Annotated in this window: 9 protein-coding genes, 1 tRNA gene, 2 rRNA genes and 1 other annotated feature; of the genes, 8 read left to right on the forward strand and 4 right to left on the reverse strand. The window is 53.7% G+C overall.

Annotated elements, in window-relative coordinates:
- Positions 1-2 precede the first annotated feature (2 nt).
- The gene (gene tyrA / locus FOY96_RS04905; protein ID WP_033146250.1) at positions 3-1124 is read left to right on the forward strand and encodes a bifunctional chorismate mutase/prephenate dehydrogenase; all 1122 of its coding nucleotides are present in this window, start codon (positions 3-5) and stop codon (positions 1122-1124) included.
- A 60-nt stretch (positions 1125-1184) separates the two neighbouring features.
- Positions 1185-2057: an SMP-30/gluconolactonase/LRE family protein gene (locus FOY96_RS04910; RefSeq protein ID WP_064673563.1), complete on the forward strand. Its 873-nt coding sequence runs from the start codon at positions 1185-1187 to the stop codon at positions 2055-2057.
- Here the strand turns inward: FOY96_RS04910 and pheA are convergent.
- From pheA to bamD, 4 genes are all read right to left on the reverse strand, one after another.
- On the reverse strand, positions 2054-3214 hold the full coding sequence (gene pheA, locus FOY96_RS04915) for a bifunctional chorismate mutase/prephenate dehydratase (protein WP_096151144.1): 1161 nt from the start codon (positions 3212-3214) through the stop codon (positions 2054-2056). The two genes, FOY96_RS04910 and pheA, sit on opposite strands and share 4 nt — an antisense overlap.
- 30 nt (positions 3215-3244) lie before the next feature.
- Positions 3245-3370 (reverse strand) — a sequence feature (Phe leader region).
- Positions 3322-3369 (reverse strand): pheA operon leader peptide PheL, encoded by a 48-nt coding sequence (pheL, locus tag FOY96_RS04920; RefSeq protein ID WP_100249759.1) that lies wholly within the window; start codon positions 3367-3369, stop codon positions 3322-3324. Its footprint overlaps the feature before it by 48 nt.
- A 110-nt stretch (positions 3371-3480) precedes the next feature.
- Positions 3481-3822: a ribosome-associated translation inhibitor RaiA gene (raiA, locus tag FOY96_RS04925; protein WP_003863162.1), complete on the reverse strand. Its 342-nt coding sequence runs from the start codon at positions 3820-3822 to the stop codon at positions 3481-3483.
- Positions 3823-4090: 268 nt separating this feature from the next.
- Positions 4091-4828: an outer membrane protein assembly factor BamD gene (bamD, locus tag FOY96_RS04930; RefSeq protein WP_023308867.1), complete on the reverse strand. Its 738-nt coding sequence runs from the start codon at positions 4826-4828 to the stop codon at positions 4091-4093.
- Positions 4829-4959: 131 nt separating this feature from the next.
- Here bamD and rluD point away from each other — a divergent pair, with 131 nt between their 5' ends.
- From rluD to FOY96_RS04960, 6 genes are all read left to right on the forward strand, one after another.
- Positions 4960-5940 carry a 23S rRNA pseudouridine(1911/1915/1917) synthase RluD gene (gene rluD / locus FOY96_RS04935; RefSeq protein ID WP_023308866.1) on the forward strand — a complete coding sequence of 327 codons (981 nt, stop codon included), beginning with the start codon at positions 4960-4962 and terminating at the stop codon, positions 5938-5940.
- Positions 5937-6668, forward strand: a complete 732-nt coding sequence (yfiH, locus tag FOY96_RS04940; RefSeq protein WP_143346587.1) for a purine nucleoside phosphorylase YfiH — start codon at positions 5937-5939, stop codon at positions 6666-6668. Before rluD ends, yfiH begins: the two co-directional genes overlap by 4 nt.
- A gap of 129 nt (positions 6669-6797) precedes the next feature.
- Positions 6798-9371, forward strand: coding sequence for an ATP-dependent chaperone ClpB (gene clpB, locus FOY96_RS04945; protein WP_023308864.1), 2574 nt, complete (start codon positions 6798-6800; stop codon positions 9369-9371).
- 428 nt (positions 9372-9799) lie between these two features.
- Positions 9800-11341, forward strand: a 16S ribosomal RNA gene (locus FOY96_RS04950).
- An 85-nt stretch (positions 11342-11426) separates the two neighbouring features.
- A tRNA-Glu gene (locus FOY96_RS04955) sits at positions 11427-11502 on the forward strand.
- A gap of 182 nt (positions 11503-11684) precedes the next feature.
- Positions 11685-14590, forward strand: a 23S ribosomal RNA gene (locus tag FOY96_RS04960).
- The 16S and 23S rRNA genes sit together here with 1 tRNA gene alongside, the layout of an rRNA operon.
- Positions 14591-14632 lie beyond the last annotated feature (42 nt).

Consider the following 14632-nt stretch of genomic DNA (forward strand, 5'->3'; position numbering starts at 1 on the left):
TTATGGTTGCTGAATTGACCGCACTGCGCGATCAAATTGATGAAGTGGATAAGGCGCTGCTGGACCTGCTGGCGCGCCGCATGGCGCTGGTTGCCGAAGTCGGTGAGGTGAAAAGCAAATACGGCCTGCCGATTTACGTCCCGGAGCGCGAAGCCTCAATGCTGGCCTCTCGTCGCAAAGAGGCCCAGGCGCTGGGCGTTTCGCCGGATTTAATTGAAGATGTTCTGCGTCGCGTGATGCGGGAATCCTATTCCAGCGAAAACGACAAGGGTTTTAAAACCCTTTGTCCGTCCCTGCGGCCGGTGGTGATTGTCGGCGGGGCAGGACAGATGGGGCGTCTGTTTGAAAAAATGCTGACGCTTTCTGGCTATCAGGTGCGCATTCTGGAAAAAGAGGACTGGGCGCATGCTCCGGAACTCATGAAAGATGCCGGGATGGTTATCGTCAGCGTGCCGATCCACGTGACGGAGCAGATCATCGGGAAGCTTCCTGCTTTACCGAAAGATTGTATCCTGGTGGATTTGGCCTCCGTCAAAAATGGTCCGCTGCAGGCGATGCTGGCTGCGCATACGGGCCCGGTGCTGGGTCTGCACCCGATGTTTGGCCCGGACAGCGGCAGCCTGGCTAAGCAGGTGGTGGTTTACTGCGACGGTCGTCAGCCGGAAGCCTATCAGTGGTTCCTGGAACAGATTCAGGTATGGGGCGCGCGACTGCACCGCATCAGCGCGGTCGAGCACGATCAGAACATGGCGTTCATTCAGGCGCTGCGCCACTTTGCGACGTTTGCCTACGGTCTGCATCTGGCGGAAGAGAACGTGCAGCTTGAACAGCTGCTGGCGCTCTCTTCACCTATCTATCGTCTGGAGCTGGCGATGGTCGGGCGTCTGTTTGCTCAGGATCCGCAGCTTTACGCGGACATTATTATGTCCTCCGAGAACAATCTGGCGCTCATCAAGCGCTACTATCAGCGCTTTGGCGAAGCCATTACGCTGCTGGAGCACGGAGACAAGCAGGCGTTTATCGACAGTTTCCGCAAGGTTGAGCACTGGTTTGGCGATTACGCGCAGCGTTTCCAGAGTGAGAGCCGGACGCTGTTGCGCCAGGCAAATGACAGTCGCCAGTAATGCGATGATGTATATACTGAAAGCCAGCAATGCTGGCTTTTTTTATTTTGGGGAACTGTCATGGCCGAACCGCAGCTGCTGTTGAATTACACCGGGCATCTGCCTGAGTGCCCGACGTGGAGCGCAGAAGAGCGCGCGCTCTACTGGGCCGATATTCTGGAAGGGGAGATCCACCGCTACCATCTGCCGACGGCAGAACACACCGTACTCTCTTTCCATGAGGAGGTGGGCTGTTTCGCGCTGCGCGAGCAGGGTGGTTTTATCGTTGCGATGCGAACGGGTATCTGGCTGACCGATAAACACGGCCTGCTGCGCCGCAAGGTGTGCGATAACCCCTCTAACCCGCAGCTCGCACGCTTTAACGACGGCGGCACCGATTCTCTGGGACGATTCTACGCGGGCACGTTTTGGGGGCCGGGAGATTATAACGGTGCCCTGCTGATGCGCATCGACAACGACCTGACGCCGAAAGTGATCCAGTGTGATATTCACGGCCACAACGGCTTAGCGTTTAGCCCTGATAATCAATGGATGTTTACTTCAGATACGCCAAACGGCGTTATTTACCGAACGCAGCTTGATGAGAAGGGCGAACCCGGCAGGCGTGAGGTGTTTCGTCAGTTTAAAGAGGGCGAAGGGATACCGGACGGCGCGGCCATGGATGTGGAAGGCTGCTACTGGAGCGCGCTGTTTGGCGGCTGGCGTATTGCGCGTTTTTCTCCGCAAGGGGAGCAGCTGGAAGAATACCGCATGCCGGTGCGTTGCCCGACGATGGTCTGCTTTGGGGGCGATGACATGAAAACGCTGTTTATTACCACCACGCGGGAAAATATGGATGCAGACGAGGTGGCGAAGTATCCGCTCTCCGGCGCCATCTTCACCCTGCCGGTGAACGTGGCAGGGATGAAGAAAAGCCGGTTCATCGAACGTTAAGCCGGGTCAACCGGGACCACGTTTTCGCTCGGATAGCAGCCCAGCACCTTCATGGAACGCGTGATCTCGCCCAGTTCGCGCAGGGCCTTCTGCATGGAAGCAGATTCCAGGTTGGCCTGGATATCGAGGTAGAACATCTCTTCCCACGGGTTACCGTGGATTGGGCGTGATTCCAGCCTGGTCATGATCAGGTTGTGGTTACGCAGCACCAGCAGGGCTTCAACCAGCGCCCCGGCCTGTTGGCCGGTCGCCATCAGCAGCGTGGTTTTGGCCGGCACCTGGTCTGACACATTGATTGCCTTGCGTGCCAGCACCACGAAGCGGGTGATATTTTGCGTCTGGTTCGCCAGGTTGCGTTCCAGCACCTGTAAACCATACAGCGCCCCGCCTGCTTCGCTGCCGAGCGCGGCGACGGTTGGGGTGTTAGCCTGCGCCACTTTTTCCATCGCCGCCGAGGTGCTTTCGGTGTACTCAATTTTCCAGCTCGGATAGCGGTTCAGGAACTGGCTGCACTGCTGGAACGGCTGTGGATGACTGTAAACCGTTTCGATCTTGCTCAGGTCCGTTGAGCCGGATACCAGCACGCAGTGATCGATAGGGATCGTCAGCTCGCCAACCAGCGACAGGCTGGTGTGCTGCAGCAAATCGTAAACGTCGTTGATGGCGCCGGAGCTGGTGTTTTCAATAGGTACGACGGCGTAATCCGCCTGGCCGGTCTCAACCTGATTAAAAATGTCGGCAAACTTCGCGCAGCCGCTCTCAATAAATTCTTCGAAATGGCGTGCGGCATACTGACGTGCGGCCAGGTGAGAATAAGATCCCTTCGGACCGAGGAAGGCGATACGCGCAGAGTGTGGATTGGTTTTGTTCAGATGCTGCTGGAGCAGCGCTTGCTGAGTGAGAACGGAGTCTTCGATGATGAGCTGGAACAACCGGGTAATGTAGTGGGCATCGAGGTGATGCGATTTGCCGAGCTGAATGAGACGTTCCAGCAGATCGCGCTCGCGGTCGATATCGCGTACCGGGCGATGGGAGTCCAGCTTGGCTTTGCCCACTTCAACGGCAAGGGTGCGGCGTTCGGCCAGCAGCGCCAGCAGTTTCTCATCCAGCGCGCTGATTTTTACTCGCAGATCCAGTAACGGGTTTTCCGGTGTCATAGTGTTGCCTGTCTCATTTTATCGTTATCAATAAAAAAGGCCCCCCGGTGTGGGAGGCCTTGTTGTTCGTCTTCGCATTCTTTACCACACGACGAAACGCCTCCCGTTCAGGGGAAGGTAAAAAAGAATGCGAAGAAGAACGGCGTAAGTTTCATAAAGTCATCCTGTGATTGATACCGTTAAAGTACCCGTACTGTTTTCACCCTGTCAATAAAAAACAAAAAACGCGCCCGAAGGCGCGTTGGCGGTACACTCAATTTAAAGGATTACTCTTCTTCAACTTCTTCCGCGAAGCTGGCGTCTTTCACCGATGTTGCGGCGCGACGGGCTTCACCTTTGTGTTGCACTTTATTGAGCTGCCGTTCCAGCTTGTTGATCAAATCGTTAATTGCTGTGTACATATCCTCGTGTTTTGCGCTGGCGACCAGATGGCCGTTTGGAGTATTGATAGTTGCGTCAGCGATGAAACCCTGCGGCTCCTTGGACAGGATGATATGTGGATTAATCAAATGAGTTTGCCATTTATCCAGTTTGGCGAGACGGTCTGCGACGTGCTGGCGGATTGCCGGAGTAATTTCCATTTGTTTACTGGTAATGTTCATTGTCATAAATTTTACCTCTTGTCTTTCCGTCTTGGTGATTCCAGCATACCCGACCTAATGTCAAAATGTGTGATTTAGATCACGTTATTTTGTCGGTTTTTGTCAGGGAATCTTTTTTGTGAGGCAGGGCAGGAAGAGGTGAGATTTACCTTGTCGAAGGCAAAAATTGGGGCCATAGTTGACTGGATGTGTTGAGGCTTAAGCGCTTCAGCGACGCGCTAAAATGAATAAAAAAACGGCAGCCTTCGGGCTGCCGTTTTGCATTGAGGCAATATCAGGTGTTGCTGCTGTTCGCGGCGATGATTTTCGCCACTTTTTCAGCCTGAGCGGTCATCTGCATCTGACGGTAAGCATTTTCCATCAGCTTCAGGCCGTCGCGCGTTGCCTGAGTATCCGGATAATCACGCAGCATACCTTCTACGCGGTTAACCACGGCGACCCATGCGCCACGACGGGTATAGTATTCCGCTACGGAGTATTCATATTTCGCCAGACGATCTTTCAGGAACACCAGACGTTTGGTGGCGTCAGTCACGTACTGACTGTTCGGATAGCCGCGCACCAGCTTGGAGAAGTCATTGAAGGCATCACGCGCATGCTGCGGGTCACGGTCTGAACGATCCACGCCGAAGAAGCCCTGCAGCGCACTGTCGTCCAGCGCCATGTTGGTGAGGCCGCGCATGTACATCACATAGTCGATGTTAGGATGAGTCGGGTTCAGACGCATGAAACGATCGATAGTTGCCTGAGCCAGCGGCAGGTCGGCATTTTTATAGTATGCGTAGATGAGATCTAACTGTACCTGCTGCGAATATGGACCAAATGGATAGCGATTATCCAACGCTTCCAGTTGCGTTATCGCCTGTTTCCAGTTACCGTCCTGCAACTTTTGTTGTGCAGTCGCATAGATTTCATTCGGCGGATTGTCAGGGACCTGTTCATTTGAACCGGAGCAGCCCACCAAAGCCAGGCTCAACGTGGCCGCTGCCACCAGATATTTCATGCGCGTCATGACGTTTTGACTTTCCTCAAATGTTTGTCCGGGAGAAACTCTGTTCCTGCTCCCGATTAAGACCAGCTACAATAGCACACTATATTAAACGGCAAAGCCGTAAAACCCAACGTTAAACGAAGAAGCAGTTTATGGCACAACGAGTAGAACTCACCGCAACAGTCTCCGAAAATCAGCTCGGTCAACGCTTAGATCAGGCTTTGGCCGAATTGTTCCCTGATTATTCGCGTTCACGCATAAAAGAATGGATCCTTGACCAGCGCGTGCTGGTAAACGGCAAGATCTGGGACAAACCAAAAGAGAAAGTGTTAGGTGGGGAAGCTGTCGCCATCAATGCTGAAATCGAAGAGGAAATCCGCTTCGAGCCGCAGGATATCCCACTGGACATCGTCTATGAAGATGATGACATTCTGGTGATCAACAAGCCGCGCGACCTGGTTGTTCATCCGGGCGCGGGGAACCCTGACGGTACGGTACTTAACGCACTTCTCCATTATTATCCGCCGATCGCGGATGTCCCGCGCGCGGGCATCGTGCACCGTCTGGATAAAGACACCACCGGTTTGATGGTGGTGGCGAAGACCGTTCCTGCTCAAACCCGTCTGGTGGAATCGCTGCAGCTGCGCGAAATCACCCGCGAGTATGAAGCGGTAGCCATTGGGCATATGACCTCTGGCGGAACGGTGGAAGAGCCAATCAGCCGTCACCCAACTAAACGTACCCATATGTCGGTGCATCCGATGGGTAAACCGGCGGTGACGCACTATCGCATTATGGAGCACTTCCGTATTCATACGCGCCTGCGTCTGCGTCTGGAAACCGGACGTACTCACCAGATCCGCGTGCATATGGCCCACATTACCCATCCGCTGGTCGGGGATCAGGTATACGGTGGTCGTCCGCGTCCACCTAAAGGCGCATCGGATGAGTTCATCAGCGTATTGCGTAAATTCGATCGCCAGGCGCTGCACGCGACTATGCTGCGTCTTTACCACCCTATCACCGGTATTCAGATGGAATGGCATGCGCCTATCCCGCAGGATATGGTGGACCTTATTGACGCCATGCGTGCTGATTTCGAAGAACATAAGGATCAAGTGGACTGGTTATGACCAAACTGATTGTCCCGGAGTGGCCATTGCCTGCAGGCGTGGCCGCCTGCAGTTCAACCCGTATTGGCGGTGTTAGCCAGGGCGCGTGGGAGTCTTTGAACCTCGGTGCGCACTGTGGCGACAACCTGGAACATGTTGAAGAGAACCGCAGACGTCTGTTTGCTGCGGGGAACTTGCCGTCGAAACCGGTCTGGCTGGAACAGGTTCATGGTAACGCGGTGCTGAAGTTGACGGGAGAACCCTATGCTTCTAAACGCGCTGATGCCTCTTACAGTAATACTCCGGGAACCGTTTGTGCCGTGATGACCGCCGATTGTCTGCCGGTTCTGTTCTGTAACCGTGCAGGTACCGAGGTGGCTGCAGCACACGCGGGCTGGCGTGGTCTGTGTGAAGGCGTGCTCGAAGAAACTGTCGCCTGCTTTAGCGATGAGCCAGCCAATATTATGGCCTGGCTTGGCCCGGCCATTGGTCCTCGCGCTTTCGAAGTGGGGCCAGAGGTTCGCGAAGCCTTTATGGAAAAAGATCCGCAAGCGGTTGAAGCCTTCCTGCCTTCGGGGGATAAATATCTGGCCGATATTTACCAGCTCGCCCGTCAGCGTCTGAATAACGTTGGCGTGACGCAGATCTTCGGCGGCGATCGCTGCACATTCACCGAAAAGGGTGATTTTTTCTCCTATCGTCGCGACAAGACCACGGGGCGTATGGCAAGTTTCATTTGGCTGATATAACCTAAAGAATCAAGACGATCCGGTACGTGCCGTTTTCTTTTCACATAATTCAGGTCATTAACCTTGAATAATTGAGGGATGACCTCATTTAATCTCCAGTAGCAAATTTGACCTGTTATGGGAGGAGTTATGCGTCTGGATCGTCTTACTAATAAATTCCAGCTTGCTCTCGCCGATGCCCAGTCCCTCGCACTGGGGCACGACAACCAATTTATCGAACCTCTTCATTTAATGAGCGCCTTGCTGAATCAGGAAGGGGGATCGGTACGTCCTTTATTAACGTCCGCTGGCATTAATGCTGGCCAGTTACGCACCGCTATCGATCAGGCGCTGAGCCGTTTACCGCAGGTAGAAGGTACCGGCGGCGACGTTCAGCCGTCTCAGGATTTGGTGCGCGTGCTTAACCTTTGCGACAAGCTGGCGCAAAAACGTGGGGACAACTTTATTTCGTCAGAGCTGTTTGTTCTGGCGGCGCTTGAATCACGCGGTACCTTGACCGACCTGCTGAAATCTGCCGGTGCGACCACCGCCAATGTGACTCAGGCGATTGAGAAAATGCGCGGAGGTGAAAGCGTGAACGATCAGGGAGCCGAAGACCAACGTCAGGCTTTGAAGAAATTTACGGTCGATCTGACCGAGCGTGCTGAACAGGGCAAACTTGATCCGGTTATCGGCCGTGACGAAGAAATCCGCCGTACGATTCAGGTACTGCAGCGTCGTACCAAGAACAACCCGGTGCTGATTGGTGAACCGGGTGTCGGTAAAACCGCCATCGTTGAAGGGCTGGCGCAGCGTATCGTCAACGGCGAAGTGCCGGAAGGCCTGAAAGGCCGCCGCGTACTGGCGCTGGATATGGGCGCGCTGGTGGCCGGTGCGAAATACCGCGGTGAGTTTGAGGAGCGTCTGAAAGGCGTGCTTAACGACCTGGCGAAGCAGGAAGGCAACGTCATTCTGTTCATCGACGAACTGCACACTATGGTCGGTGCGGGTAAAGCGGACGGCGCGATGGATGCCGGGAACATGCTGAAACCTGCGCTGGCGCGCGGTGAACTCCACTGCGTCGGTGCCACCACGCTCGACGAGTACCGTCAGTACATTGAGAAAGATGCTGCGCTGGAACGTCGTTTCCAGAAAGTGTTTGTTGCTGAGCCAAGCGTTGAAGATACCATCGCGATCCTGCGTGGTTTGAAGGAGCGCTATGAACTGCACCACCACGTGCAGATCACTGACCCGGCTATCGTTGCGGCAGCGACGCTTTCACACCGTTACATTGCTGACCGCCAGCTGCCGGATAAAGCGATCGACCTTATTGATGAAGCGGCTTCGAGCATTCGTATGCAGATTGACTCGAAACCGGAAGAGCTGGACAGGCTCGACCGACGCATCATTCAGCTCAAGCTGGAACAGCAGGCGCTGAAGAAAGAGTCTGATGAAGCCAGTAAGAAACGCCTGGATATGCTCAATGAAGAACTGGACGATAAAGAGCGCCAGTATTCTGAGCTGGAAGAAGAGTGGAAAGCCGAGAAAGCATCCCTTTCCGGCACTCAGACCATTAAAGCTGAACTCGAACAGGCCAAAATTGCCATTGAGCAGGCTCGCCGTGTCGGCGATCTGGCGCGGATGTCTGAACTGCAGTACGGCAAAATTCCTGAGCTGGAAAAACAGCTTGAGATAGCGACGCAGTCAGAAGGGAAAACGATGCGTCTGTTACGTAATAAGGTGACGGATGCAGAAATCGCAGAAGTGCTTGCTCGCTGGACCGGTATTCCGGTGGCGCGCATGCTGGAAGGCGAGCGTGAAAAACTGCTGCGCATGGAGCAAGATCTACACAATCGGGTGATTGGCCAGAACGAAGCGGTTGAAGCGGTTTCGAACGCTATTCGTCGTAGTCGTGCAGGGCTGTCCGATCCAAACCGTCCGATTGGTTCGTTCCTGTTCCTGGGACCGACGGGGGTCGGTAAAACCGAGCTGTGTAAAGCGCTGGCTAACTTTATGTTCGACAGCGACGATGCGATGGTACGTATCGACATGTCCGAGTTTATGGAGAAACATTCCGTCTCACGTCTGGTCGGCGCGCCTCCGGGATACGTTGGTTATGAAGAAGGGGGGTATCTGACGGAAGCCGTTCGCCGTCGCCCTTATTCCGTCATCCTGCTGGATGAAGTGGAAAAAGCGCACCCTGATGTGTTCAACATCCTGCTTCAGGTGCTGGATGATGGCCGTCTGACCGACGGACAGGGGAGAACGGTCGACTTCCGTAATACGGTTGTCATCATGACCTCGAACCTGGGTTCCGATTTGATTCAGGAACGTTTCGGTGAACTGGACTATAGCCATATGAAGGATCTGGTGCTCGGTGTCGTGAGCCATAACTTCCGTCCTGAGTTCATCAACCGTATTGATGAAGTGGTGGTATTCCATCCTCTGGGTGAGAAACACATTGCGTCGATTGCGCAGATCCAGCTGCAGCGTCTGTACAAACGTCTGGAAGAGCGTGGATATGAAATTCACATCTCCGACGAGGCCCTGAAGCTGCTGAGCGAGAATGGTTACGATCCGGTGTACGGTGCGCGTCCATTGAAACGTGCTATCCAGCAGCAGATCGAAAACCCGCTGGCGCAGCAGATCCTCTCCGGAGAGTTGATTCCGGGCAAAGTTATTCGTCTGGAAGCCAACGACGATCGTATTGTGGCAGTGCAGTAAGTCACAAAACGCAAAAACGAGCCGCTTGCGGCTCGTTTTTGTTTAAAAACCAGGCGAAAATTGAGGTCTGGAGTAAGATTTGCCTGGAAAGTGAGCAGTCAGTAAATAAATGTCACTTTATCCTTGCAGCTTCGGAATTACTCCCTATAATGCGCCTCCACTGACACGGAACAACGGCACACACGCCGCCAGGTCAGCAGAGAAAAGCGAAATTAATCACTTGACTCTGAAGCGGGAAAGCGTAATATGCACACCCCGCGCCGCTGCGAAAAGCGAAGCGGCACTGCTCTTTAACAATTTATCAGACAATCTGTGTGGGCACTCAAAGTGACATGGATTCTTAACGTCGCAAGACGAAAAATGAATACCAAGTCTCTGAGTGAACATACGTAATTCATTACGAAGTTTAATTCACGAGCATCAAACTTAAATTGAAGAGTTTGATCATGGCTCAGATTGAACGCTGGCGGCAGGCCTAACACATGCAAGTCGAGCGGCAGCGGAAAGTAGCTTGCTACTTTGCCGGCGAGCGGCGGACGGGTGAGTAATGTCTGGGAAACTGCCTGATGGAGGGGGATAACTACTGGAAACGGTAGCTAATACCGCATAACGTCGCAAGACCAAAGAGGGGGACCTTCGGGCCTCTTGCCATCAGATGTGCCCAGATGGGATTAGCTAGTAGGTGGGGTAACGGCTCACCTAGGCGACGATCCCTAGCTGGTCTGAGAGGATGACCAGCCACACTGGAACTGAGACACGGTCCAGACTCCTACGGGAGGCAGCAGTGGGGAATATTGCACAATGGGCGCAAGCCTGATGCAGCCATGCCGCGTGTATGAAGAAGGCCTTCGGGTTGTAAAGTACTTTCAGCGGGGAGGAAGGTGTTGAGGTTAATAACCTCAGCAATTGACGTTACCCGCAGAAGAAGCACCGGCTAACTCCGTGCCAGCAGCCGCGGTAATACGGAGGGTGCAAGCGTTAATCGGAATTACTGGGCGTAAAGCGCACGCAGGCGGTCTGTCAAGTCGGATGTGAAATCCCCGGGCTCAACCTGGGAACTGCATTCGAAACTGGCAGGCTAGAGTCTTGTAGAGGGGGGTAGAATTCCAGGTGTAGCGGTGAAATGCGTAGAGATCTGGAGGAATACCGGTGGCGAAGGCGGCCCCCTGGACAAAGACTGACGCTCAGGTGCGAAAGCGTGGGGAGCAAACAGGATTAGATACCCTGGTAGTCCACGCCGTAAACGATGTCGACTTGGAGGTTGTGCCCTTGAGGCGTGGCTTCCGGAGCTAACGCGTTAAGTCGACCGCCTGGGGAGTACGGCCGCAAGGTTAAAACTCAAATGAATTGACGGGGGCCCGCACAAGCGGTGGAGCATGTGGTTTAATTCGATGCAACGCGAAGAACCTTACCTACTCTTGACATCCAGAGAACTTTCCAGAGATGGATTGGTGCCTTCGGGAACTCTGAGACAGGTGCTGCATGGCTGTCGTCAGCTCGTGTTGTGAAATGTTGGGTTAAGTCCCGCAACGAGCGCAACCCTTATCCTTTGTTGCCAGCGGTCCGGCCGGGAACTCAAAGGAGACTGCCAGTGATAAACTGGAGGAAGGTGGGGATGACGTCAAGTCATCATGGCCCTTACGAGTAGGGCTACACACGTGCTACAATGGCGCATACAAAGAGAAGCGACCTCGCGAGAGCAAGCGGACCTCATAAAGTGCGTCGTAGTCCGGATTGGAGTCTGCAACTCGACTCCATGAAGTCGGAATCGCTAGTAATCGTAGATCAGAATGCTACGGTGAATACGTTCCCGGGCCTTGTACACACCGCCCGTCACACCATGGGAGTGGGTTGCAAAAGAAGTAGGTAGCTTAACCTTCGGGAGGGCGCTTACCACTTTGTGATTCATGACTGGGGTGAAGTCGTAACAAGGTAACCGTAGGGGAACCTGCGGTTGGATCACCTCCTTACCTTAAAGAACCTGCCTTTGTAGTGCTCACACAGATTGTCTGATGAAAAGTAAATAGCAAGGCGTCTTGCGATTGAGACTTACACGTCCCCTTCGTCTAGAGGCCCAGGACACCGCCCTTTCACGGCGGTAACAGGGGTTCGAATCCCCTAGGGGACGCCACTTGCTGGTTCGTGAGTGAAAGTCACCTGCCGTCATATCTCAAAACTCATCTTCGGGTGACGTTTGAGATATTTGCTCTTTAAAAATCTGGATCAAGCTGAAAATTGAAACGACACACATGTTATGTGTGTTCGAGTCTCTCAAATTTTCGCAATCAGAAGTGAAACATCTTCGGGTTGTGAGGTTAAGCGACTAAGCGTACACGGTGGATGCCCTGGCAGTCAGAGGCGATGAAGGACGTGCTAATCTGCGAAAAGCGCCGGCGAGGTGATATGAACCTTTGACCCGGCGATGTCCGAATGGGGAAACCCAGTGTGATTCGTCACACTATCGTTAACTGAATACATAGGTTAACGAGGCGAACCGGGGGAACTGAAACATCTAAGTACCCCGAGGAAAAGAAATCAACCGAGATTCCCCCAGTAGCGGCGAGCGAACGGGGAGCAGCCCAGAGTCTGAATCAGCTTGTGTGTTAGTGGAAGCGTCTGGAAAGTCGCACGGTACAGGGTGACAGTCCCGTACACGAAAGCACACAGGTTGTGAACTCGAAGAGTAGGGCGGGACACGTGGTATCCTGTCTGAATATGGGGGGACCATCCTCCAAGGCTAAATACTCCTGACTGACCGATAGTGAACCAGTACCGTGAGGGAAAGGCGAAAAGAACCCCGGCGAGGGGAGTGAAAAAGAACCTGAAACCGTGTACGTACAAGCAGTGGGAGCACCCTTGTGGTGTGACTGCGTACCTTTTGTATAATGGGTCAGCGACTTATATTCTGTAGCAAGGTTAACCGTATAGGGGAGCCGAAGGGAAACCGAGTCTTAACTGGGCGTTAAGTTGCAGGGTATAGACCCGAAACCCGGTGATCTAGCCATGGGCAGGTTGAAGGTTGGGTAACACTAACTGGAGGACCGAACCGACTAATGTTGAAAAATTAGCGGATGACTTGTGGCTGGGGGTGAAAGGCCAATCAAACCGGGAGATAGCTGGTTCTCCCCGAAAGCTATTTAGGTAGCGCCTCGTGAACTCATCTTCGGGGGTAGAGCACTGTTTCGGCTAGGGGGCCATCCCGGCTTACCAACCCGATGCAAACTACGAATACCGAAGAATGTTATCACGGGAGACACACGGCGGGTGCTAACGTCCGTCGTGAAGAGGGAAACAACCCAGACCGCCAGCTAAGGTCCCAAAGTCATGGTTAAGTGGGAAACGATGTGGGAAGGCACAGACAGCCAGGATGTTGGCTTAGAAGCAGCCATCATTTAAAGAAAGCGTAATAGCTCACTGGTCGAGTCGGCCTGCGCGGAAGATGTAACGGGGCTAAACCATGCACCGAAGCTGCGGCAGCGACGCTTAGGCGTTGTTGGGTAGGGGAGCGTTCTGTAAGCCGTTGAAGGTGTGCTGTGAGGCATGCTGGAGGTATCAGAAGTGCGAATGCTGACATAAGTAACGATAAAGCGGGTGAAAAGCCCGCTCGCCGGAAGACCAAGGGTTCCTGTCCAACGTTAATCGGGGCAGGGTGAGTCGACCCCTAAGGCGAGGCCGAAAGGCGTAGTCGATGGGAAACAGGTTAATATTCCTGTACTTGGTGTTACTGCGAAGGGGGGACGGAGAAGGCTATGTTAGCCGGGCGACGGTTGTCCCGGTTTAAGCATGTAGGCGGAGGTTCCAGGTAAATCCGGTACCTTTTTAACGCTGAGGTGTGATGACGAGGCACTACGGTGCTGAAGTAACAAATGCCCTGCTTCCAGGAAAAGCCTCTAAGCATCAGGTAACACGAAATCGTACCCCAAACCGACACAGGTGGTCAGGTAGAGAATACCAAGGCGCTTGAGAGAACTCGGGTGAAGGAACTAGGCAAAATGGTGCCGTAACTTCGGGAGAAGGCACGCTGATATGTAGGTGAAGCCCCTGCGGGTGGAGCTGAAATCAGTCGAAGATACCAGCTGGCTGCAACTGTTTATTAAAAACACAGCACTGTGCAAACACGAAAGTGGACGTATACGGTGTGACGCCTGCCCGGTGCCGGAAGGTTAATTGATGGGGTTAGCGGCAACGCGAAGCTCTTGATCGAAGCCCCGGTAAACGGCGGCCGTAACTATAACGGTCCTAAGGTAGCGAAATTCCTTGTCGGGTAAGTTCCGACCTGCACGAATGGCGTAATGATGGCCAGGCTGTCTCCACCCGAGACTCAGTGAAATTGAACTCGCTGTGAAGATGCAGTGTACCCGCGGCAAGACGGAAAGACCCCGTGAACCTTTACTATAGCTTGACACTGAACACTGGTCCTTGATGTGTAGGATAGGTGGGAGGCTTTGAAGCGTGGACGCCAGTCTGCGTGGAGCCGACCTTGAAATACCACCCTTTAATGGCTGGTGTTCTAACGTAGACCCGTAATCCGGGTTGCGGACAGTGTCTGGTGGGTAGTTTGACTGGGGCGGTCTCCTCCCAAAGAGTAACGGAGGAGCACGAAGGTTAGCTAATCCTGGTCGGACATCAGGAGGTTAGTGCAATGGCATAAGCTAGCTTGACTGCGAGAGTGACGGCTCGAGCAGGTGCGAAAGCAGGTCATAGTGATCCGGTGGTTCTGAATGGAAGGGCCATCGCTCAACGGATAAAAGGTACTCCGGGGATAACAGGCTGATACCGCCCAAGAGTTCATATCGACGGCGGTGTTTGGCACCTCGATGTCGGCTCATCACATCCTGGGGCTGAAGTAGGTCCCAAGGGTATGGCTGTTCGCCATTTAAAGTGGTACGCGAGCTGGGTTTAGAACGTCGTGAGACAGTTCGGTCCCTATCTGCCGTGGGCGCTGGAGAATTGAGGGGGGCTGCTCCTAGTACGAGAGGACCGGAGTGGACGCATCACTGGTGTTCGGGTTGTCATGCCAATGGCACTGCCCGGTAGCTAAATGCGGAAAAGATAAGTGCTGAAAGCATCTAAGCACGAAACTTGCCCCGAGATGAGTTCTCCCTGACCCTTTAAGGGTCCTGAAGGAACGTTGAAGACTACGACGTTGATAGGTCGGGTGTGTAAGCGCAGCGATGCGTTGAGCTAACCGATACTAATGAACCGTGAGGCTTAACCTTACAACGCCGAAGCTGTTTCGGCGGATGAGACAGACACGATTT

The organism is Enterobacter asburiae, assembly GCF_007035645.1.
Taxonomy (GTDB): Bacteria; Pseudomonadota; Gammaproteobacteria; order Enterobacterales; family Enterobacteriaceae; genus Enterobacter; species Enterobacter asburiae_B.

Excerpts from the sequence above, each read along its gene's own strand:
- tyrA (WP_033146250.1), top strand. The coding sequence starts at position 3 with ATGGTTGCTGAATTGACCGCACTGCGCGATCAAATTGATGAAGTGGAT.
- FOY96_RS04910 (WP_064673563.1), top strand. The coding sequence starts at position 1,185 with ATGGCCGAACCGCAGCTGCTGTTGAATTACACCGGGCATCTGCCTGAG.
- pheA (WP_096151144.1), bottom strand. The coding sequence starts at position 3,214 with ATGACACCGGAAAACCCGTTACTGGATCTGCGAGTAAAAATCAGCGCG.
- raiA (WP_003863162.1), bottom strand. The coding sequence starts at position 3,822 with ATGACAATGAACATTACCAGTAAACAAATGGAAATTACTCCGGCAATC.
- bamD (WP_023308867.1), bottom strand. The coding sequence starts at position 4,828 with ATGACGCGCATGAAATATCTGGTGGCAGCGGCCACGTTGAGCCTGGCT.
- rluD (WP_023308866.1), top strand. The coding sequence starts at position 4,960 with ATGGCACAACGAGTAGAACTCACCGCAACAGTCTCCGAAAATCAGCTC.
- yfiH (WP_143346587.1), top strand. The coding sequence starts at position 5,937 with ATGACCAAACTGATTGTCCCGGAGTGGCCATTGCCTGCAGGCGTGGCC.
- clpB (WP_023308864.1), top strand. The coding sequence starts at position 6,798 with ATGCGTCTGGATCGTCTTACTAATAAATTCCAGCTTGCTCTCGCCGAT.